This is a genomic window from Psychrobacter pasteurii (genome assembly GCF_900162815.1).
In the GTDB taxonomy this organism is placed as follows: Bacteria; Pseudomonadota; Gammaproteobacteria; order Pseudomonadales; family Moraxellaceae; genus Psychrobacter; species Psychrobacter pasteurii.
On sequence record NZ_FUGD01000039.1, the window covers coordinates 1 to 21,340 of the forward strand.

17 protein-coding genes and 1 pseudogene are annotated in these 21,340 nt (G+C 42.8%); 9 read left to right on the forward strand and 9 right to left on the reverse strand.

Features of this window, described 5'->3' with window-relative positions:
* Positions 1 to 104: pseudogene (locus A1232T_RS14315) on the forward strand (RNA-guided endonuclease TnpB family protein); the annotation flags it as partial.
* Positions 105 to 117: 13 nt separating this feature from the next.
* Here A1232T_RS14315 and hemL read toward each other — a convergent pair.
* From hemL to A1232T_RS01340, 4 genes are all read right to left on the reverse strand, one after another.
* Complete coding sequence (gene hemL, locus A1232T_RS01325) at positions 118 to 1,422, reverse strand: glutamate-1-semialdehyde 2,1-aminomutase (protein WP_077447681.1); 1,305 nt, start codon at positions 1,420 to 1,422, stop codon at positions 118 to 120.
* Positions 1,423 to 1,628: 206 nt separating this feature from the next.
* Positions 1,629 to 1,784 carry a cytochrome bd-I oxidase subunit CydX gene (cydX, locus tag A1232T_RS01330; protein WP_077447682.1) on the reverse strand — a complete coding sequence of 52 codons (156 nt, stop codon included), beginning with the start codon at positions 1,782 to 1,784 and terminating at the stop codon, positions 1,629 to 1,631.
* A 26-nt stretch (positions 1,785 to 1,810) separates the two neighbouring features.
* Positions 1,811 to 2,950, reverse strand: coding sequence for a cytochrome d ubiquinol oxidase subunit II (gene cydB, locus A1232T_RS01335; protein ID WP_077447683.1), 1,140 nt, complete (start codon positions 2,948 to 2,950; stop codon positions 1,811 to 1,813).
* Positions 2,940 to 4,538, reverse strand: a complete 1,599-nt coding sequence (locus A1232T_RS01340) for a cytochrome ubiquinol oxidase subunit I (protein WP_077447684.1) — start codon at positions 4,536 to 4,538, stop codon at positions 2,940 to 2,942. Before A1232T_RS01340 ends, cydB begins: the two co-directional genes overlap by 11 nt.
* Positions 4,539 to 5,213: 675 nt before the next feature.
* On the opposite strand from A1232T_RS01340, the gene cydD reads away from it, so the two are divergent.
* From cydD to A1232T_RS01355, 3 genes are all read left to right on the forward strand, one after another.
* Positions 5,214 to 7,040, forward strand: coding sequence for a thiol reductant ABC exporter subunit CydD (cydD, locus tag A1232T_RS01345; protein WP_077447685.1), 1,827 nt, complete (start codon positions 5,214 to 5,216; stop codon positions 7,038 to 7,040).
* On the forward strand, positions 7,033 to 8,802 hold the full coding sequence (locus tag A1232T_RS01350) for an amino acid ABC transporter ATP-binding/permease protein (protein WP_077447686.1): 1,770 nt from the start codon (positions 7,033 to 7,035) through the stop codon (positions 8,800 to 8,802). The genes cydD and A1232T_RS01350 overlap by 8 nt, the downstream gene beginning before the upstream one ends.
* A 99-nt stretch (positions 8,803 to 8,901) precedes the next feature.
* The gene (locus A1232T_RS01355) at positions 8,902 to 9,126 is read left to right on the forward strand and encodes a hypothetical protein (RefSeq protein WP_077447687.1); all 225 of its coding nucleotides are present in this window, start codon (positions 8,902 to 8,904) and stop codon (positions 9,124 to 9,126) included.
* 263 nt (positions 9,127 to 9,389) lie between these two features.
* Here A1232T_RS01355 and ppk2 read toward each other — a convergent pair whose 3' ends face one another.
* Entirely contained in the window at positions 9,390 to 10,499 is a 1,110-nt protein-coding gene (gene ppk2, locus A1232T_RS01360; protein WP_077447688.1) for a polyphosphate kinase 2, read from the reverse strand.
* A gap of 467 nt (positions 10,500 to 10,966) precedes the next feature.
* Between ppk2 and A1232T_RS01365 the strand changes: the two genes are divergently transcribed.
* The gene (locus A1232T_RS01365) at positions 10,967 to 11,851 is read left to right on the forward strand and encodes a DegV family protein (RefSeq protein ID WP_077447689.1); all 885 of its coding nucleotides are present in this window, start codon (positions 10,967 to 10,969) and stop codon (positions 11,849 to 11,851) included.
* 109 nt (positions 11,852 to 11,960) lie between these two features.
* Here A1232T_RS01365 and A1232T_RS01370 read toward each other — a convergent pair whose 3' ends face one another.
* The gene (locus tag A1232T_RS01370) at positions 11,961 to 12,314 is read right to left on the reverse strand and encodes a zinc ribbon domain-containing protein YjdM (protein ID WP_077447690.1); all 354 of its coding nucleotides are present in this window, start codon (positions 12,312 to 12,314) and stop codon (positions 11,961 to 11,963) included.
* Positions 12,315 to 12,560: 246 nt separating this feature from the next.
* Here A1232T_RS01370 and ygfZ point away from each other — a divergent pair, with 246 nt between their 5' ends.
* Positions 12,561 to 13,304 (forward strand): CAF17-like 4Fe-4S cluster assembly/insertion protein YgfZ, encoded by a 744-nt coding sequence (ygfZ, locus tag A1232T_RS01375; RefSeq protein ID WP_077447691.1) that lies wholly within the window; start codon positions 12,561 to 12,563, stop codon positions 13,302 to 13,304.
* A gap of 140 nt (positions 13,305 to 13,444) precedes the next feature.
* On the opposite strand, the gene A1232T_RS01380 is transcribed toward ygfZ, so the two are convergent.
* Positions 13,445 to 13,984, reverse strand: coding sequence for a Spy/CpxP family protein refolding chaperone (locus tag A1232T_RS01380; RefSeq protein WP_077447692.1), 540 nt, complete (start codon positions 13,982 to 13,984; stop codon positions 13,445 to 13,447).
* Between the two features lie 318 nt (positions 13,985 to 14,302).
* Here A1232T_RS01380 and A1232T_RS01385 point away from each other — a divergent pair, with 318 nt between their 5' ends.
* From A1232T_RS01385 to A1232T_RS01395, 3 genes are all read left to right on the forward strand, one after another.
* A complete protein-coding gene (locus A1232T_RS01385; protein WP_077447693.1) occupies positions 14,303 to 14,974 on the forward strand; it encodes a response regulator transcription factor in 672 nt (223 codons plus the stop codon).
* A 12-nt stretch (positions 14,975 to 14,986) separates the two neighbouring features.
* Positions 14,987 to 16,657 (forward strand): sensor histidine kinase, encoded by a 1,671-nt coding sequence (locus A1232T_RS01390; RefSeq protein WP_077447694.1) that lies wholly within the window; start codon positions 14,987 to 14,989, stop codon positions 16,655 to 16,657.
* Between the two features lie 1,047 nt (positions 16,658 to 17,704).
* Positions 17,705 to 17,908, forward strand: a complete 204-nt coding sequence (locus A1232T_RS01395; RefSeq protein WP_077447695.1) for a CsbD family protein — start codon at positions 17,705 to 17,707, stop codon at positions 17,906 to 17,908.
* Between the two features lie 659 nt (positions 17,909 to 18,567).
* On the opposite strand, the gene A1232T_RS01400 is transcribed toward A1232T_RS01395, so the two are convergent.
* Together A1232T_RS01400 and A1232T_RS01405 are read right to left on the reverse strand one after the other, a co-directional pair.
* On the reverse strand, positions 18,568 to 20,775 hold the full coding sequence (locus A1232T_RS01400) for a carboxy terminal-processing peptidase (RefSeq protein ID WP_077447696.1): 2,208 nt from the start codon (positions 20,773 to 20,775) through the stop codon (positions 18,568 to 18,570).
* Between the two features lie 268 nt (positions 20,776 to 21,043).
* Positions 21,044 to 21,340, reverse strand: a 297-nt coding sequence (locus tag A1232T_RS01405) for a zinc ribbon domain-containing protein (protein WP_208606894.1), incomplete at its 5' end; no start/stop codon positions are given.

A 21,340-nucleotide genomic window follows, 5' to 3' on the forward strand; every position in this document is an offset into this window, starting at 1 on the left:
CTTGTGCTGAGTGTGGCACATGGCATGATAGAGATATCAATGCTGCTAAGAACATCCTTGCGGTCGGGCTTGACCGTCTAGCTGTAGGAATCCCCTCGGTTTAGCGAGGGGAGGAAGTCAATACGCAGCCGCCATTTCAGCAAACACTTCTGCAGCTGCTTTAATAGTGGCATCTAAATCTTCTGTGCTGTGTTTAGACGACATAAAGCCCACTTCATAAGCTGATGGTGCTAAGTAAATACCACGCTCTAGCATGCCATGGAAGAAAGTATTGAACTTATCCATGTCACAAGCGGTTACTTCATCAAAGTTCTGAGGTACTTGGGTTTCTGAGTCTTTTACGAAGAACAGACCAAACATGCCCCCAAGCTTAGTAGAACGGAGCTCAATGCCTTGCTTATCAGCAGTCGCTTGAATGCCGTCAACCAAGTAAGTCACTTTGTCCGCCACACCCTCATAAAAACCATCGACAGTTAAGTCTTCAAACATGGCGATACCAGCACGCATAGCCAGTGGGTTACCTGATAACGTACCCGCTTGATATACGCCGCCCATAGGTGCGATGCACTCCATGATTTCACGCTTACCACCGAAGGCACCTACTGGCAGACCTGCACCGATAATTTTACCAAAGCAAGTCAAGTCAGGCTTAATACCAAAATGACCTTGTGCGCCTCTTAGACCCACACGGAAACCGGTCATCACTTCATCAAAGATTAATACCGCACCGCCTTGAGTACACTGCTCACGTAAGGTGTTGTGGAATTCTTGAGTTGGAACAATCATGTTCATGTTACCCGCGATTGGCTCAACGATAACACAAGCAATCTCATCGCCCCATTTTTCAAAGCAGTCTTTTACCGCTTGCGGATCGTTGTATGGCAAAGTGATGGTGTGCTTAGCGAAGTCTGCAGGTACCCCTTGTGAGGTTGGTTCACCGATATCTAACATACCAGAGCCTGCTTTTACCAATAGGCTGTCTGAGTGACCATGGTAGCAGCCTTCAAACTTAACGATTTTGTCACGGCCAGTATAACCACGTGCTAAGCGAATGGCGCTCATCGTCGCTTCAGTACCTGAGCTGGTCATACGAATCATTTCAACGCTAGGTACGATATCGCAGATGGTATCGGCTACTGAGGTTTCAAAAGTCGTTGGTGTACCAAAGCTTAAGCCATCATCGGCCGCTGCTTTTACTGCATCAATAACTTTAGGATGGGCATGACCCAAAATCATAGGACCCCATGAGCCCACATAATCGATGTATTCCTTGTCTTCAGTATCATAGATTTTACTACCAGCAGCTTTGTGCATAAATACTGGAGTACCACCCACGCCAGCGAAGGCACGAACTGGTGAGTTAACACCACCTGGAATGTGTTTTTTGGCTTGTAAAAATAACTGTTCGTTCTTTGTGCTCATAATCATCACTCTTTATTTTATGGATAAAAAAACCTTATTATCTTTTTTGATTTTCAAGGTTGCGGTTCTAAAAAAATACAATCGGAACTTATGTTGACTATCTTAACAAAAAAAAGTGAGCTCTGATGAGCCCACTTTGTATCTTTGTTAATTTATAGCTTTGATTTGCTCTGTGAATTACCAGATTAACCAAAGCTATTTGTCGCTTATTCTAACGTTTTATTCAAGTTTGGGTTTTCAACCGGTTTAGGATTGCGCTTATAAGAGTCTATTCGATCTTGCTCATGTTCAAGCCAAACCGCATTGACAATCGCCAATAACACAGCAAACCCAAGCCCTAATATCCATGCAAAATACCACATAATTTTCTCCTAGATAAGTAGATGGCTTAGTACGAGGTGTGATCGTTTTCACGAATATAGGCCACAGTCACCTTACCACGCATCACGCTATAAGCCCAGCTGGTATAAAACACCACAATGGGAAGTAGCAACACTACGACGTACAACATCACCATTAAAGTGAAGTGACTTGAGACGCTGTCCCAAATAGTTAAGCTGGCATTTGGGAAACTTGATGAAGGAATAACGAACGGGAATAAAGAGATGCCCGCAGTCATAATCACACCAATGACGGCAAAACTTGAAGTAACAAAGGCTGTTAATGTCTTACCGGCTTTCAATAAGACAGCGGTTATCAATGGCATAATAATGCCTAAAGCTGGGAAAGCCCATGCCCAAGGATACTTATCGAAGTTTGACATCCAAGCACCCGGCTGTACTACCACCTCTTTAGTCAATGGATTGGCTACCGCAGCTGGATCAATTTGAGAGACTACTGCATAACCATCGATAGACTGAATCCAAACCCCTGCTGCCACAAATAGCACTACCATAGCCACAGCTGACACGATAGTATATTTCGTAGTACGCTCTTGAATACCATTCTCTGTGCGGTGAGCAAGGAAAGTTCCCCCTTGCATAATTAGCATAGTCGCACTGACCAGACCACAAAGAATAGAGAAGGGATTTAATAAATTCCAAAAACTACCGGTGTAAGTAGAGCGCATCATATTATCAAAGCTAAATGGTACGCCTAAGAATAGGTTACCAAATGCCACACCGAACACCACGGCTGGAATAAAGGAGCCGACGAACAAGCCCCAGTCCCAAGCATTACGCCATCTTTGGTCTTTAACCATACTGCGATACTTGAAGCCAACTGGACGGAAGAACAATGCCCAAAGCACCGCCATCATCGCCCAATAAAACCCACTAAAGGCTAACGCATAAACCATAGGCCAAGCGGCGAATAATGCACCACCTGCAGTAATAAACCAAACCTGGTTACCTTCCCAGTGTGGGCCAACTGTATTCACAATCACACGACGTTCATCATCGTTTTTACCAACGAAAGGCAACAGGGTACAGACCCCCATGTCATGCCCATCCATAATGGCAAAACCAATAAGTAGTGCCCCTACAAGAAGCCACCAGATTAATTTTAGGGTTTCATAATCAAATAACATCGTCGACCTCCTTATTGCTATGCACTGGCGTCACATCACGTGGGGTTTCGCCATCATAACGTCCGGTGCCTAAGCTGGCTGGACCTAGCTTGATATATTTCACCATCAGATAGACTTCAATGATTAACAGGATTGTGTAGAAGCCGACAAAACCTGCTAATGAGCCATAAACGTTGGCCACACTAAAGTTAGTTACTGATAAATGGGTAGGTAGAACACCGTAAATGGTCCAAGGTTGACGACCATACTCTGCCACAAACCAACCTAGCTCAATAGCAATCCAAGGCGCAGGCAACATGATTACCGCCCATTTTAATAGCCAAGTTTTTTCAGCGAAAGTACCCTTAACTGTGTACCACATACTGGTGGCAAATAATGCCAACATTAAAAAACCTAAACCCACCATGCCGCGGAACGACCAGAACATAGGCGTTACTGAAGGAATGGTGTCATCTACCGCTTTTTGAATCATTTCTGGGGTGGCTTGTGTGACATCTTCAGTGTATTTTTTGAGCAATAGACCAAAGCCTAGATCTTCTTTTACCTCATCAAACTGACCTTTTAACGCCACGTCTTCTGGAGACTCACGCAGTTGCTCAAGTAAACTCACCGCCTCAATACCATTAATAATACGCTCGCGGTTGACCTCTTTTATATCATGAATACCTGGAATTTCTTTATCAAAAGAACGGGTACCGATGATCCCCATAGCGTAAGGAATTTGGATTTGCCAATCGTTTTTCTGCTCTTTTTCATTAATACCAGCAATTAGATTAAAGGAGGCCGGTGCAGGCTCGGTATGCCACATGGCTTCAATAGTTGCCATTTTAGTTTGCTGAGCAGCACCAATTGAGTACCCTGACTCATCGCCTAGTACAATAACACTTAAGATTGAGGCAATACCAAAAGCTGAAGCTACCTGAAAACTGCGTTTAGCAAAAGGCACATCACGTTTGCGTAACAGATATAAGGCAGAGATAGCAAGAACGAAAACAGAAGCGGTTACATAACCGGCAGACACAGTATGCACGAATTTATTTTGGGCATCTGGGTTAAATAAAATGGTCGCGAAGCTGTCCATTTCCATGCGCATGGTTTCGTAGTTAAACGAGGCCCCTACTGGGCTTTGCATCCAACCGTTGGCAATCAAAATCCATAAAGCTGAAAGGTTTGTACCTAGCGCCATTAACATGGTAACGATTAAATGCTGCGCGCGAGACAATCTGTCCCACCCAAAGAAGAATAGACCCACCATGGTGGATTCTAAGAAGAAAGCCATAAGGCCTTCAATGGCTAGTGGGGCACCAAAAATGTCGCCCACATAGTGTGAATAATAAGCCCAGTTAGTACCAAACTGGAACTCCATGGTAATCCCTGTGGTTACCCCTAGAGCGAAGTTAATACCAAATAGCTTACCCCAGTATTTGGTCATGTCCTTCCAGATTTGCTTACCTGTCGTGACATAGACGGACTCCATAATAACTAGAATCCAAACCATACCCAGAGTTAATGGGACAAATAGAAAGTGGTAAAGCGCTGTCACCGCGAACTGCAAGCGGGATATATCAACTAGATGTTCAGTAATCATACTAAACCCCCTAAAAAGAAGGATTAATTCACACTGTTATTTGATTCGTATAACTTAAGGCCTCTTACTGCTCACATCCTTGCTTGCTGACCCTAACCCACTCACTCCCTTTACATCATTAAACCAACTGAGTGATCAATCCTGCACTACCGATAAGTTTCAACATCTATAAAGTACTTAGCCCTAATCTATAACGCACTTAACCTTATAAAATAGTTATGGCTATCAAATATTTAAGATGTCATTAAACAACTCTAAAAATCGACTACTTAAAACAATACCGCTTTTAAGCATTTACTCAGGCAAGTTAATTGCCTATATTATAATATATGATTTAATAAAATATTATAAATGTAATACGAAATGGGTATTCAAATAAATCCACTATTGATGTATGGGTTTATTTTTGCCTATATTACCTAAATATAAACATTTGTTCCAGATATCATTAAACTTTCTTTCACAGTTGTAGTCAATGTAACTCTCACCTACCTTAATAAATGAGTGGCCTTTACTGGCAACTTTATTAGTACGTTCGTTAGATACATTAACATACATTGGCTTTTCAAAGCAGTAAGCTTAGAATGACTAGTAAAGCATACTCTTATTACCAAACCTTTCTTTTAACTTTTGTATCTTATAACTTTCTCTTTTTTTTCTAAGACAGAAACTACTATGGCCACCCTTTCAACTGCCGAAAAAAGCTTTTTAAAACAGCTGGTAAATACTGTGCGCCGCCCTTTAAATCTTGCGTGGCTACTAACGGTTATTAGCACCCTTCTGTTTGTAGGACAGGCTTGGCTACTCGCCAATATTTTTAGCCTATGGTTAACCAATTACTTTGATGAACTGCCTCTATCTACAGGAATTGATGCGATTTGGTTTGGGGGGTTGCTGTTATGTTTTGTGCTACGCCCCCTACTAAATATGGGTAGAGAACTATTAAGCGCTCGCGCCAGCTTGCAAGTTCGGACCAAGTTAAGACAATCTTTATTAACCACCATGGCCAACTTAGGGCCAAACTTACGCCACTTTGGCAGTGACGGTAGTATTTCTAGTCAAATTATTGATCAAACAGATGCACTAGATGGGTTTATTAGCCGCTTTAGCGTACAAAAGAAAGTTACCGTAACTACCCCTCTTATCTTGTTGGTCGTAGTAGCTTGGCAAAGTAAATTTGCAGCCGCCCTATTATTAATGACTGCACCACTGGTGCCAATATTTATGATTCTTATTGGTCATCTCACTGCTAAAAAAAGTGCGGCTCAGTTTGGGGCTTTATCTCAGCTAAGCGGTCGTTTTTTGGACTGGATTCGAGGTATGCCCACCCTTAAACGCTTGCAAGCTACCTCAATTGCTGAACAAGACCTAGCCATTAGCAGCGAAGATTACCGTCGCCGCACTATGGATGTGTTAAAGATTGCTTTTTTAAATGGTGCCGTGCTTGAGCTATTGGCCGCCTTGAGTATTGCTCTTGTTGCTGTCTACCTCGGCTTTGGCTTAATGGGAATCTTACCGTGGGATAAAGGCCATGTTCCTGTGGCCTATTTTGGGGCACTATTCATCTTGCTTTTGGCTCCTGAGTTTTATGTTCCGCTACGTCAGCTAGGGGCTGATTATCACGCCAAAGCTGAAGCTGAAGGGGCCGTTCAAAGCTTATTACCTATTATTACAGCAGCTCAATCAGGCTCTCAGAGCACCGCAGATCCCTCACCAGCTACCCCCAGTACTTCAAGCACTGTCGATTTATCACAAGCTTTTGGATTAGTCATCAACGAATTAACCATTCGCACTGCAATTACCGACCCAGTGAGCGATGATGACTCTGAGTCTTCTGGCTCAGATACCCAACCGACTTATCGTACCCGCTTGGCTCCAGTGAGCTTTGAGCTACAGCCGGCACAGCGTGTGGCTTTAGTAGGAGATAGTGGCAGCGGGAAATCCAGCCTACTACAGGCAATAATGGGATTTGTTGACTATCAAGGTAACATCGAAATTGCTACTATCAGTGGTCAAAGCATCGATATCAAACAGGTACCGCAGCAACAGCTAAGACAACACATTGGCTATCTGGCTCAGCAAGTGGCACTGATGCCCTTAACCATCGCTCAGAACTTACGACTTGCTAACCCAAGTGCCAGTGATGAGCAGTTAATCGAAGTACTTGAAGAAGTAGAGCTGTGGCAACTGATTAAACGACTGCCACAAGGCCTAGACACCCAACTTGGTGATAGAGGTCAAGGGCTTTCTGGAGGACAGCAGCAGCGCTTGGGCATTGCTCAATTACTGCTGAGAAAAGACAGTCTGTGGTTATTAGATGAGCCCACAGAACACCTTGATCCTGACACTGCAGATAGAGTGCACCAATTGCTACAGCGCGTCAGTGAGGGTAAAACTGTGATTTGGATTACTCACTCCCACCAACAGCTTGTTTGGTTAGACAGTGTCATTAAGTTATCACTGCCCCCTGCAGTAACGGTAATGGGAGAGAGTCATGACTAAACCTACTTTGCCTAACACCACCTCAAGCTCAAATCAGAAACTGCCATCGACGGCTCACTCCCCAGTGTTTCGCCTGCGTGATATGTTCAAGCCGTCTTTTGATTTGTGGGTGATTTCTTGGATTTTAGGACTGGTGACAGCCCTGTCTATGATTACCCTTCTGATGGTCTCAGGCTGGTTTATTACTGGTGCTGCTTTGGCTGGCATGATTGCGGTTGGCTCTCACAGCTTTAACTATATGCTGCCCGCTGGCATTATTCGAATGCTTGCAATGGCAAGAACTGCCGGCCGCTATGGTGAGCTGATGGTCTCGCATAATGCGGTCTTTGACCTATTAAAGACGCTACGTTTACGCTTTTTTAATCGCCTGGCCGCCCTGCCGCTGGTACAGCAGCGCAATACCTTACATGCCTCACAGTATATGCACCGCTTGGTCAGTGACATTGATAAGCTAGATGAATTTATTCTCAGGGTAATTTCACCTTGGCTGATCGCTAGTGTGTCTTTATTATTGTTAGCTGGATTCATTGGCTGGGCGCTACCGCTAAGTGCCACCAGCAAGACGATCATTTATCTTCTGCTATTGTCCGCTTTATTACTGCCTTTAATGGCCAGTTTAAAAGGCATTCAAAGTGCCAAGCGCCTATCACAGGTTTCTGAATCTAGACGTCAGAAGCTATTGGCGCCACTTGCCATTATTACTCAGCTCCTACTTTGGCAACAGTGGCAGGCTCAGACCAAAAGCTATATTGCTCAAGACGATAGACTGCAGGCCTTAGAGTGGAGTGCACAAAAACTTCGCTCCAGCTATATGCTGCTTATTCAGTGGTTCTTTTATGCCGCAGTGCTGGTGGTCTTATTCTCGATTTATCAATTGACAGACTCCTCTACATCTTTAACCACTGGCGTAGATGTGCCGTTAGTGTTGGCGGTAACTTTGGGCCTACTGGGTATTCAAGAAATTGTTGTGCCACTGGGCCAACACTATCTGGCTTTGGGTAATAGCATTTCTGCCAAAGACAGACTCAATGCGCTGCTACAACCTTCAGTCAGCGAAGCACAGGCTAACAGTACTATCCCTACCGATACTGAAACTGGTTTAGCTTTACCGACAGGCCCTCTACACGCTAATCTCACCCATGTTTCTGCCAAAATCCCAGGGGCCTTAGTAGGAGCCAAAGAGGTCAGTGTTCGCATAGATTCTGGAACCCCTTTAATTATCAAAGGGCCCTCAGGCTGTGGTAAGTCCACCTTACTACAAGCCTTAGCAGGTGAGCTGCCGGTGCAATCTGGTGAAGTAAAACTCAATGAGCAAGACTGGTTTGCTTATAATTGGCAGGATCAGCTTGGCTACCTTGGGCAGCAACTGGATATTTTTGATCAGACATTGGCCGCTAACCTGCGTCTAGGTAAGCCCCAAGCTACTGAAGCAGAACTACTGTCTGCTTTGGATAAGGTAGGTTTACTGACCTGGTTACAGGCTCAGCCACAAGGATTGCAAACCCCGTTAGGCGAATATGGGGCAGCCATCTCTGGGGGTCAGGCCAGACGTGTTGCTCTAGCTAGACTACTATTAAAGCCGCGCCGAGTTTTACTGCTTGATGAACCCTTCGCCGGACTTGATAACGAAACTCGTGAACGAGTTTGGGACAGTGTGCGCGAGCACCAAAAGCAAGGGCTGTTAGTCGTAGTCAGTCACCATGAATGGGATATGGGCCAGTGTGACGTGCTGACTTTAAAAGAAAACGTTTTTATTGATTAGATTTGATGTTAAGGTAGTTTAGTTAACTTAACCATTAACTCGGAATTAAAACTTAAACCAACCCAACCATCTTTCTATCAAAAGGAATATATATCCCTCATGGATGACAAAAAAACACCCATAGAATCACCGGATCAATCTGAAGCAGCTGCTCCTACCATGCATACTTTTGAGGCGCTGCGTATTATCGAAAAGCTCAGCACAGGCATTAATCCGCTGTCCGATGAGCCATTAGCGCCCAAGAGCCTGTGCTTAAACCAGGACATTCAAAAGGCATTACAAGTGACTGTTCCTGCGCTTCAAGCCCGAATGAGATGGATTTAGAGGCAAGCACAGCTACCAGCCAATGCAGGTAAACCTTGGAAAACAGAGGAAGAAGAGAGCCTTAATACAGGATTTGATAATGGTGATAGTGTGGATATTCTAGCCGAGCGCCATCAACGTACCAAAGGTTCTATCACTTCTAGATTGGTTAAAATGGGCAAGATAAGCGCCTAGCTCATTAATAAAATAACTTCATTGATAAAATAACCATAAAAAAGGAGCAATCAATCGACTGCTCCTTTTTCTATTATAATCTCGACAGGTTAAATGGCTAAGTCTGATTTTTCACCCAGCTCATATAACGCTCCAGCTCGACCGACAATTAACGGATCTACATTACCCACCTGTTTTTTATCCTTACCATCATACGGCAGTTTATTAAGGACATAAGGCATGGCGTTTAAACGGGCGCGCTTTTTACAATCCGACTTAATCACAATCCAAGGCGACTCAGCAGTGTCTGTGTTATAGAACATGGCCTCTTTTGCCAAAGTGTATTCATCCCATTTATCTAGAGAAGCTAAGTCAATAGGTGATAATTTCCACTGCTTTAGAGGGTGTGCTTCACGCTGTGCAAAGCGGCGACGCTGCTCATCGCGGCTTACTGAGAACCAAAACTTAATTAAGACAATACCTGAATCAATTAAGTGTTTTTCAAACTCAGGGGTCTGGCGCATAAAGGTGGCATACTGCTCTTCTGTACAAAAACCCATTACCCGCTCAACGCCGGCACGGTTATACCAAGAGCGGTCAAATAGCACCATTTCACCTGCTGAAGGCAGATGTTGAATATAACGCTGGAAGTACCATTGCCCCATTTCACGATCAGTAGGCTTCTCTAGCGCGACCACTCGAGCACTACGAGGATTTAAGTGCTCCATAAAACGCTTAATAGAGCCACCCTTACCTGCCGCATCACGACCTTCAAAGATGATAACCACTTTTTGGTCGTTTTCTCGAACCCACTTTTGCAGTTTTAACAGCTCTACTTGCAGGTGGTATTTTTGTTTTTCATAAGTTTTGCGCGATAAGCGGTTTTTATAAGGGTAGCCCCCTTCTCGCCAGTTATCTGACAACTCATCGTCTTTTTTCAGACCGGTTTTAACGGTATTGGCTAAGGCATGCTTGGCAAATAAATCTTTTAGCTTCTCAAGATCATCAGGCGATGCATCATGAATCAGAGCTTGTAAGTGGTCAGATATGCCCTCGAAGTTACCTTCGTTTAAGTCTTTTAATAAAACCTGATCAATGACTTCTTTGGTTTTAATTCGTGAGCTATCCTTTCTCTTTTGAGTTTCGTACTTCTCAATCTTTTTATCATTGGTTACATAGTCATCACTAATCTTTTCAGACTTACTTTTTTTCTTTGACATACTCACTCCTCATTATTAACTAACCAACCACAATTGGATAGATTTATTTAATTATTATAGCAAACAGTGAGTGGCTTATTTACCAAAAACTGCTATCTATAAATTGTTTTATGCCTTCCTTATTCAAACCCTTAAAATCTTTATGGAATAGCCTTTCAAGAGTCCTAGAGCTAATCAAAACCATGGAATCTGCCCAGTTTTAGAGCTGTTATTGATTATTATTCCTGCTTATCATACTGCCAAGTTACCTTGCTAAAATCACTCGTTGCTGATTATCGCTATCCTAAGCGCAATTTACCCTCTATAATCAGAGGCAACATTAGGTTTGTTGTGCCAAATATCAGTCGCATGATAACCCCAAATCTCCCAATTTATTTATAGAATACTTTAGCAGTAATGTCCTAGCGGCCAAGAGAAAGCCTTTAGCCTTATTGCTGGTTTCGACCATCGAATACTAGGTGCCCAATATGAGTCGTATTGTTTTAACCACATCGTCTTCTGGGCTTGATGATATGGATATCCAACATAATGTCGAGCTCATTCGTTTACGAATTCACGTAAATGACGTTGAGTTCATTGATGGCAAAAATATCAATAGCGAACGCTTACAATATTTGATGAATGAAGTCAGCCACTCTCCTGTTCATACCTCACCCGCGCCTGCTCACGAAGTGGCCATGATACTAAGCAACTTACAAAGCCGCGGAATAAAAGAAGTCTTTATTACCACCTTGTCCTCAAAAGTGAGTGAAAGCTATCAAATCATTAGTGAGGTAGCAAAAAGCTTTGCCGACAATATGGACATTTATGTTTATGACACCAAAGACTTAAATGCTTGTGAGGCCTTACTTGCTTTAGAAGCCGATTATTTTATGCAGCAAGGCTATGCCATGAGCGATATTGCATCACGTTTAGATGCTTTACGCCGCAGCCACCACATGCTATTTGCTGCAGATGACTTATCCTATTTGATTAAAAATAAAAAAATCTCTGGAGCCGCAGGCTTCTTTGCCAATCTATTTAGCATAAAGCCCGTACTTCAAGTCTCCAAAGAAGGTGAAGTAGTCCCAATTAGTAAGATTCGCAAAATCGACAAAGCCTTTGAGTATATGGTAAATCAGTTTGCCGAGGTATTGCCTCGTAAAGACTCTTTTGCCTATATACTAAGTGCAGGTAGACCGGATTTAGATAGCCGCTTTATTGAGATGCTTAAGCAAAGAACGGGCGTTGATAACATTGCTGTATTACCGGTATCGGCCATTTCATTGGCCAACCACGGGCCCAGTGGTTTGGGCCTGTGTGTTTTTGAAGGGGATGTGCCTCAGGCTGCTTCCATGTTTGCTAAATTCTAATGGCTTATTACTGATATGAAAAAACCTCGCAGTGTAATCGCTGCGAAGTTTTTTTTATCTAACCAGACTTACAATAAGACCAATTTATAACTTATTAATAACCAATCAATTAAGCTTTCTTTACCACAGAAGACTTTAACTTCATTTGACCAAAACCATCAATTTTACAATCGATATCATGGTCATCTGGTGCATCATGGATTAAGCGAATACTTTTCACTTTGGTACCCACTTTAAGTGGTGTAGAAGAGCCTTTCACTTTCAGGTCTCTGATAACAGTCACAGCATCACCGTCTTGTAATTCATTACCAACGGCGTCACGAATCACATTATCCTCTTCTGTAGCTACTGTTCCGTCTGCTTCAGCGGCTGTCCATTCATGAGCACACATCGGACATACTAACAAAGCACCATCTTCATAAGTTAAATCAGAGTCACAATTAGGGCAATTAGGTAAGCTCATTTTTTATCCTCATTTGAATCGTTGAATTAATATCGATTAGTATTGTAGCTTAAACCACAGTTTTTTGCTCGAACCAGTGATTGAAATCCTCTAGTCTCGCCAAAATAAAAGAATAGTAGCCATTTGCATACAGCTAATTACATAGCTTAATTGCTAAGTCTCTATGATAACTGGCAATATATGAGCTACCCTATTTCCTATTCATTACAACAACTTAATTAAAGCAACTATAAAAGGATTCTAATTGTGAGTGACTTATCTTTTAAACAAATCACTTTGCAGGGTGATGATGCTGCAAAATTCTTGCAAAACCAAATTACTGTCGACGTAAAAAGATTAAGCTCAAATTATCTACCAGCAGCCATTGCTAATATTAAAGGGCGTATCGAATATGGTGTCTGGATAAGAAAGCAAGCGGAAGATCAGTTTGATATCGTTATTACCTCTGACTGCCTGCCAAGCCTTCAAGCTCACATAAAAAAATTCGGCGCTTTCTCTAAATTTACTACCTCTGAGCCTGTTGATATCTACCCTTGTATTTTAAGTTCAGAGACAGGTACTGAAGAGCCTACCTTTAGCCTGAGCGATGATGGCTGTGATATCAACCAATGGCAAGCTTTAAGTATAGCCACAGGTAATTACTGGATTGTAGAAGCCACGCAGAGCCAATTCCAACCGCAAGAGCTAAGACTACATCAACGTGGCGGCGTAGACTATGATAAAGGCTGCTACATAGGCCAAGAAGTTATCGCTCGTATCTACTTCAAAGCTTCTCCTAAAGCCTTCTTACACCGCGTCAAAGGCCAAGGCGGTGTGCCACAAGCGGGAGAAAGTATTGGTAAGATTCAGGTGGTCAATGCTATTGCTAACGAAGACAACACTGGCTTTGAGGCATTAGTCGTGGCCCGCCCACAGCATTTAGAAGACTCAGAGCTTGAGCTATTGGACTTACCGCCTGCGCTACAAGCTAGCGTGGCACGTGAAGCTTAATTGAAAGCTTAGGGCTTAAGTCCTCTGCTCTATCTTTAACCATAAAAAAAGCGATCCTAGGATCGCTTTTTTTATACCGTTTTTTAACACAGCTCCGTTTTTTTAAAACAGTATCGTATTTAGTGCATAAATAAAGGCGTTTATTGAGTAGCAGCGTTAGTGTGGTCTGCTCTTTTGCCCATTCTGCCTTTGAACTTAGCTTGTCTGTCTTCTCTCATTTTTTGTAACTCAGCTTTTTGCTCATCGGTCAGAATTTGAGCCATGGCATGCTGAGACTGTACACGTTGAATAAATCTTTGCTTTGAGTGAGCTGCATGCTGTTCAGCTAAGTTGTTTAAAGCTGTAGTGTTCAAAGTTGGGCTGTTTATCAAAGCTTGGGTCTGAGCCTGCATTTTTTGCATTTGAGCTTGGTGCTGCTGGCGATTGGCCTGATGATTTTGTTTTTGTGCCTGTCTCAGGGCTTTCATTTGAGCTTTTTGCTCAGCTGTCAAATTAAGCTTCTCAAAGCCGCCACCACGCTTGCCCATATGCTGCCCTCCCTTATGATGCTGACCTTGCATATGCTGCATCTTAGTAGCTGGTGTGGCTTGAGACTCAGAAACCGCGCTGGCCTGAGTACAGCCCACCATAGCTAAGCTACCTGATAACGCCAATACTGAACCTAATACTAATTTTCTCATAATTCTCACCTCTAAAGTTGTTTTCAATTAAATGTCATTTATCGATTTTATATCACTGGAATAAAGCTGAAGATAAAGGTTACGGAACTGCACCCCAGCTCTTTTCTTGATAGGTTTATCATAGGGCAGTTCCGCGTAACTTAATTTGATGAAAGTTTAAGAAAGGTAACAATTGCAACAGTTGCCCGCTTCTATGCTTGCTTGTGCCAGCAACCCTAGTTATATTTCTACCTCTCATCACTTAAGATGACTTTTTGGACTTAATGGGCAAAAGTTCTACGCTTAAGGCATTAACCATTTATTTTTCAGGACTTGTTCATGACACATGTTTTATTAGGCGATGACGATACAGAGCTTTCCGAATTATTGACTGAATACCTCACTAACCATGGCATTCATTGTGACTCTGCTTATGATGGCGTGGAGGTTTTAGAAAAGATCAAAGCACACAACTATGACTTAATCGTGCTCGACATTATGATGCCCAAGATTGATGGGCTAAGTGTGTTACGTCAGCTGCCTACCTTGACCCAAACTCCAGTGATTATGCTGACAGCTAAGGGTGACGAGATTGATCGCATCATTGGTTTGGAGTTGGGGGCGGATGATTATATTGCCAAACCCTGTAACCCGCGTGAATTACTCGCTCGCATTAATGCCGTTATTAAACGCACTACAGCCCAAACCACCGAGTTTGCGCCCTTAAATCATGAGCGATTAGAGCTGGATCAGGTACACCGTATTTGCAAAGTTGATGGTGAGATTCTACAAGTGACAGGAACCGAGTTTGATTTACTGGTCGCCTTGCTACAACAACAAGGCAATGTGGCAAGCAAAGAATGGCTATCACAAACCGTATTGCAACGAGAGTTACAGCCTCTAGATCGAAGCTTAGATGTGCATGTTTCTCGGCTTAGAAAGAAGTTACAACCTTTCCATGAAGACCCCATTAAAGCCGTTCGCGGCAAAGGTTACCAGCTGGTCTTATAGAGTACTATTTTTATGAATAAAACAGCGGCAAAAAAAGCCTCTCAAAACAAATTTAACCAACCCTTTAACTTGTTCTGGCGGCTGTTTTTAAGCATGCTGACTATTTTACTGCTGACCTCAGCTTTGTCAGTGGGTATCGAGCGCTGGATTAATGCCAAAGAGCTCAACAATAAAATGCAGCTACAAGTGGCTCGCTTACTTATCGCCCGTCAAAATGCCACTGCTGCGTTAGCCAATGATGACCTACAAACCGTTAAGCATTTATATCGTGATAATCGATGGCTTATGTCACAGATGCGTATTGTGGATGACAAAGGAGAGCTGGTTCTTCCTAAATCTAGACGTTTCCGCTCTGAGAGTAATCAAAGAAGCCATTATCGTCCCGCAACCCGCTCTGAGTTTCAACACGCTTCGCTGCCCTCTAATGACTTTAATTTACAGCAGCCTTCTCGCTCGCCACACCACGATTCAAGATTAGCACCCAGTTTTACGGATCAGCCTTGGGAACAAGTCAGTGCTGACATTAGCAATTATCCAGAATTAGAAGACACGACCGTGCTCTCTAACAGTGGTAAAACCTATATCGTACAGCTACAGCCTAGGCTGTCATTACGGGATCTTATGGCTCTACGTAAAGACCATACCTTAATTCGAGTATCCCTAATTTTGCTATTTAGCATCTTAGTTTGTTACTGGTTGAGCCGAGCGCTAACTAGGCGCATCCAGCGGGTGCAAGGAGCGGTCCATTTAATGAGTGAAGGTCGCTTTACTGCGGCAGAAGAGCTACAAAACTTAGGCAATGATGAGCTAGGTATGTTGGCAAAAGATGTGTCTAAGCTGTCTACTCGCTTGGCTAATAGTGAGTTGGCTCGTAAGCAGATGTTAAGTGACATCTCTCATGAGCTGCGCTCACCCTTGGCTAGATTAGATGTCGCTACTGAGCTCACCCGAGACTTCGCCCCCGAAGCTGGGCATTATCTAGACCGTATTGAAAAAGAATCTGTGCGTATGAATGAGCTGATTGAACACATCATACAAATTCAATCGTTACAAATGCGCCAAAATACTTTAGATATTGAAGCCCACCAAAGTATTGATTTATATGACCTGCTTGATGAGATTAGGCAGGATGTCTGCTTTGAATTTCAAGACAAAGGCGTGAGCTGGCAGTGGCAACTTCTCCATGAGGGGGGGCTTATTGGATCAAGAGGCTCTCTGCCTGCAGATAGCCACAAAATTATGGGAGATCCACAGCAGCTGCACAGCGCGTTTGAAAATATCCTGCGTAATGCCTTTACTCACACAGCGGCAGACTCAAGCGTCACAGTAAGTCTAGAAACCTTTACTCACCCGAAGCAAGAGCTTCCTTATCTAAAAGTGAAGGTTATTGATGCAGGCAGCGGCGTGGCAGAAGCTGACTTACAGCGTATTTTTCAGCCCTTTGTTAGGTTAAGTACTTCTAGAGAGCGCTTGAACCCAACTAGTAACAAGCCCAGCGACAATAATCCTCAGAGCTCTCGACCTCATAAAGCTGCTCAAAAAAAATACAATGGCTATGGTCTGGGACTGGCCATTGCTCATGCCATCATAATGGTGCATCAAGGCGAGCTTGTGGCTTACAATCGCCAGGACGGCCTCTCTGGATTAGTTATTGAAGCAAGTTTGCCAGCCCATCACACTTAAGAGGCTGTGTCTGTCTTGAGTATCTTAAGACTTTATCAAAGCCAGCATTTACTCAAAAAAACAAAGCCGCATAACTTTCGTTATGCGGCTTTCGCTGTGTGTCATCCTGACTATAATACCAACCACCCCATCCTAGAATAGTTAATACTAGCGAGCATCCTGCTCTTTTCTTACCCCCTGTCACTGTAATTCTTACAGTTCAGTTCAGGTCATGTCTCCCTACTTCAATATGGCTCAATATCAGCCTAGATATCTTGCTCATACCTGCTAACTTAATAGCTGCTAACTTAATAGCTGCTTATCCTTACAACGGAAGTTATCGTTGTAACCAACCAAACCACTCAATCCTTTGAGTCATCATCCTTAATGCCGTACAGCTATAGTCTCAAATACTAGGACTCTATGTAAGTCGCCAAAGCGTCATGTGATATAAGCATATGCTTACAAGACTATTTATCAGAGTCAAATTATGCGTTCAAATCTAAAAACAACAAAGCCGCATAACTTGAATTATGCGGCTTTGTTGTTGTCATCCTGACAGTATATTATTGCCTACCCCATCCTAGAATAGATAACAATATGAGCATCCTGCTCTGGGTGTACTTATCACTCTAATCTAAATTTCACTTCCTATGAATACTTAACTAAGAGTGTGTGTCCTTACTATAGATCCTGATAGAAGAGCTTGGCTCTTTATCCTGATTCATCATCCTTGATGTAGTGAAGCTATGTTCTCAAATTAATGAAGCCAATGTAAGACGTAATAACGTCAGGTCGTGTAAGCATATGCTTACAAAAACTATTCTTCTGGCAGTCAACTCGGGTTAACGAACCTGATAATAACGTTATTATCAGTGTTGAAAGACTTGCCTAACAATCAGAACCAAAACACCCTCATAGTCCCTAACAGGCACTACACAGCTTATTTTGGCATGGTGCATACTGTTGATAAGTCTTGAGACAACTTAAGGCTTAATTGATACTCAACCAAGTCTATTGCGCAAAACAAAACGCATGACTTTTTAAAACATAAAAAGGAATAGAGCCATGAATAAGGATACATTCAAAGGTGAGTGGAACCAGCTAAAAGGAAAAATAAAGCAAGAGTGGGCTGACCTTACTGACGACGATTTAACACATGCAGAAGGCAGCTTCGATAAACTGGTAGGTAGGATCCAGGAACGTTACGGTCATACCAAAGACAAAGTTGAACAACAAGTGCGTGAGTGGCGAACCAAAAATGACATATAGCCTACTCATCTAGACTTTCAATAATCCAACTTCCAAATACCTAACCCAAACAATAAAGCCGCATAACTTTCGTTATGCGGCTTTCACTGTAGTCATCCTGACACCTTATCGTTTTCTACCCCATCCTAGAATAGTCAACCATAGCGAGCATCCTGCTCTAACTTACCTTTCCCTTTGATCTTAAATATCACATCCTGTCATACTAAAACAAAGAGTTTGTTTCCTTACTAACCCTATGACTCCGTATCAGCCTAGATACTGTTTAGCCAAAAAATTCGCTAAAAAGTTCATAGGTGGCTATTATTAAATTTAAAACTTTAAATTCTATTAACAGCCTATCTTCCTTAACCCGGTATCTTTATTTACTTGTCTTGGGGCTTACAACCTAGGTTATAACCTTAAATCAATCAAACAAAGCACTCAATCCTTTGAGTCATCGTCCTTGATGCCGTGAAGCTATAATCGCAAATTGCACGTTGTGATGTAAGTCGCCAAAGCGTCATGTGATGTAAGCATATGCTTACAAAACTGCTTTATTGGCGTATTTCTCTTTTTTTCAAACTTAAAAAACCTTTACACCCCTTGAGGCATAAAGGTTTGAAAGTACAAGACATTATTAATCAGCTAATAGTATTTTGCTCTAAAAACTGTGATTAAAGCTACTGAGAGTCTCTTAACTGCTGGAATTTTTGTAGTTTATTGGCCTCTAACATAATCTTAGCCGCCTCAATAACATAAGCTTCATCTTCAGGCAGTTTAGGACGCTCATCGTTCTTTAAACGACTGCGCTCTTCAAACATAGACTCAACAGCAGCCTGATACTGTGTCCAGTTATCATAAGGCTTCAAGCCAGTCGCTTTGCGGCGAGCATTCTCAGCATCTAGAGTTTTTTGCTCAATTTGCTTTTGACGAGCTCGGCGCTCATTGATATTAAGCTTAACTGCCTTTTTGTCGTCATCCATATTACGCACTTTATTCAAGGTATCTAAGTACACAAATTGTGGGTTGGTGGTTTGACGAATCTTAGATTGCTGGTTTAGCGTGGCTAAGGTTTTGCTAGTGAACTTGCCTTCTGGCTTGTAAGGAGATGTCTTGATCGTATCCCAAGCCATAGCATTCTTCTGATCACGCTCACTAAACTCTGCGCCTTCATAGATGTTAATTAAAGGAATATCAGGAACAACCCCTTTATTTTGGGTACTGCCACCAGTCACACGGTAGAATTTACGCTGAGTTAAGGTAGCAGAGCCTAGCGCTAAGCTGTCTAATTGAATCTGCGCAGAGCCTTTACCCGTAGTAGTACTACCTACCACTAGACCACGGCCATAATCTTGAATAGCCGCAGCAAAGATTTCAGAAGCTGAAGCTGAAGCCATATTGGTAATCACTACCATGTCTCCAGAGTACAGCTGCTTGCCACCGTCTTCATCTTGATAAACTTGGACGTTGCCACGGTTATCTCGTATCTGTACCAAAGGCCCTTCTTTAATAAATAGGCCAAGCATTTTCGCAACTTCATCCAGCGAACCACCTGGGTTATTGCGTAAATCAACTACTAAGCCATCAATATTTTTCTCATTTAGCTTTTTAAGCTCATTTTGAGTATCGATACTAACACTACGATAGTTTTGGCCACTACGACGAGCTTGGTAATTTAAGTAGAAACTTGGAATCTCTAATACCCCAATACGCTTCTCTTTATTGCTGCCCTCAGGCTTAACGGTAATAACGCGGTGAGTAACCCCTGCATCCTCTTGCTCGATAACATCACGAGTCAATACAATGGTGCGAGCCGCAGCATCTGGAGTATTAGGCTGCTTCACTTTAACCGTAACGTCTGTGCCTCGTTTACCGCGAATTAAGGCCACCACTTCACGAGTTGACCAGCCAACCACATCTTGTAAGTTTTCCCCGTCTTTGGCCACAGCCATGATTAAGTCATTGGGCTGAACTTTACCCGATTTAGCCGCAGGACCACCCTCTACTAGCGTAACGATTTGGGTATAGTCTGGGTTTTTACGATAAGGGCGAATGGTCACCCCGATGCCTTCTAATTGCAGGTTAGACTGTACCTGCATCTCAACGGACTGCACAGGGGCATAATAGTTACTGTGAGGGTCATAGGTGAGCATGGCCGTGTTTAACACAGACTCCATAATCTCATCGCTTTTAATGCGCTCTAGCTGCTCTTGCTGACGATGTAAGCGGCTTAACAACACTTCTCTAGGGTTTCTATCCTCCCCTAAGATTAGGTCATTGCCCTTAGTTAACTCTGGGTGCTTGGCGTATAACTCATCACGAGCCTTATCTTCTTCTTGACCCAAGGTTAAGTTAATAATTTGTAGGGTTAGCTGACGCTCCCAGTACTGTCGCTGCTCGTTAGCGGTAGCAAAGCGAGGCTCTTTTTCTCTGTCTAATATAACAGAGTCATTGCGGTTCAGATTAACCTCTTTATTCAAGAACTTATCTGCAAAATTATAGTATTCATTCGAGCGTTGGATATAACGATTGAAGATATTTTGGGTAGCGGTTAAGTCCCCTTGCTTTAATCTATCAGCAAAAGTAGCGCCATATTTTTTGGTCAATTCATCAATATCGGACTGCAAAAACAAAGTGTGGTTTGGGTCCAAGCGATCAAAGTACATCTCTAATACTTCCCTGCCCATCGCTGAATCAAACCGTTTATTAGAATAGTGAGCCCTATCTAATAAAGCAGCCACTTGTCGCGTAGTCAATTTTTGTTCGGGAGTGGCAACAAAAGCAGCCTTGTCTGATGCCATTGCAGTGGTATAGCTCTGTGAAAAAACTATTCCTGCTACGCCAATAGCGGCGGCACTTAACACCAGCTGTGTTGGTTGAAATCTCATAAATTATTCTCGCTCATTATTTTTTAATATGGACATAATGACCTGATATTAGCACAACAATTAGTCCTTGACTGTCTAAAACTGTATAAGCATTCTTACCTAGTTTTACATTTAGACTAAAACTATTTTAATGCTCTGGCGTCCAATTACCAACAACAAAGACTCAGGCAGACCGCTTAGGTCTTGGTATTCACTACATTTACTGTAATATTGACATACTCCCGCCACTTTCGCATGGCTCAAGCGGGGATTCTAAAAGCAAAAGCTCTTAGGTGGCATCCTCACGGATTCCACTTGTTTTCTGCGTCAACGGGCGACCTTTACTGCATCCTCCCTTAACAGACAAAACGGCATGTCCTGCCGCTAATATATTACGAGCTGCATTAAAATCTGCGTTCGCTTTATAACCGCATTTGACACACTCAAACTTAGCTTGAGTCTGTCTATTTTCTTTCGCGATATGCTTACATTCAAAACAGGCTTGGCTGGTGTATTTTGGATCAACTCTGATTAGTATCCCTCCTTGCCATTTCTGTTTGTACTCCAGCATATCAACCATCATACC

What these genes read in the sequence shown, in the direction of transcription:
- hemL (WP_077447681.1), bottom strand. Translation starts at nt 1,422, where the DNA reads ATGAGCACAAAGAACGAACAGTTATTTTTACAAGCCAAAAAACACATT.
- cydX (WP_077447682.1), bottom strand. Translation starts at nt 1,784, where the DNA reads ATGTGGTATTTTGCATGGATATTAGGGCTTGGGTTTGCTGTGTTATTG.
- cydB (WP_077447683.1), bottom strand. Translation starts at nt 2,950, where the DNA reads ATGTTATTTGATTATGAAACCCTAAAATTAATCTGGTGGCTTCTTGTA.
- A1232T_RS01340 (WP_077447684.1), bottom strand. Translation starts at nt 4,538, where the DNA reads ATGATTACTGAACATCTAGTTGATATATCCCGCTTGCAGTTCGCGGTG.
- cydD (WP_077447685.1), top strand. Translation starts at nt 5,214, where the DNA reads ATGGCCACCCTTTCAACTGCCGAAAAAAGCTTTTTAAAACAGCTGGTA.
- A1232T_RS01350 (WP_077447686.1), top strand. Translation starts at nt 7,033, where the DNA reads ATGACTAAACCTACTTTGCCTAACACCACCTCAAGCTCAAATCAGAAA.
- A1232T_RS01355 (WP_077447687.1), top strand. Translation starts at nt 8,902, where the DNA reads ATGGATGACAAAAAAACACCCATAGAATCACCGGATCAATCTGAAGCA.
- ppk2 (WP_077447688.1), bottom strand. Translation starts at nt 10,499, where the DNA reads ATGTCAAAGAAAAAAAGTAAGTCTGAAAAGATTAGTGATGACTATGTA.
- A1232T_RS01365 (WP_077447689.1), top strand. Translation starts at nt 10,967, where the DNA reads ATGAGTCGTATTGTTTTAACCACATCGTCTTCTGGGCTTGATGATATG.
- A1232T_RS01370 (WP_077447690.1), bottom strand. Translation starts at nt 12,314, where the DNA reads ATGAGCTTACCTAATTGCCCTAATTGTGACTCTGATTTAACTTATGAA.
- A1232T_RS01380 (WP_077447692.1), bottom strand. Translation starts at nt 13,984, where the DNA reads ATGAGAAAATTAGTATTAGGTTCAGTATTGGCGTTATCAGGTAGCTTA.
- A1232T_RS01385 (WP_077447693.1), top strand. Translation starts at nt 14,303, where the DNA reads ATGACACATGTTTTATTAGGCGATGACGATACAGAGCTTTCCGAATTA.
- A1232T_RS01390 (WP_077447694.1), top strand. Translation starts at nt 14,987, where the DNA reads ATGAATAAAACAGCGGCAAAAAAAGCCTCTCAAAACAAATTTAACCAA.
- A1232T_RS01395 (WP_077447695.1), top strand. Translation starts at nt 17,705, where the DNA reads ATGAATAAGGATACATTCAAAGGTGAGTGGAACCAGCTAAAAGGAAAA.
- A1232T_RS01400 (WP_077447696.1), bottom strand. Translation starts at nt 20,775, where the DNA reads ATGAGATTTCAACCAACACAGCTGGTGTTAAGTGCCGCCGCTATTGGC.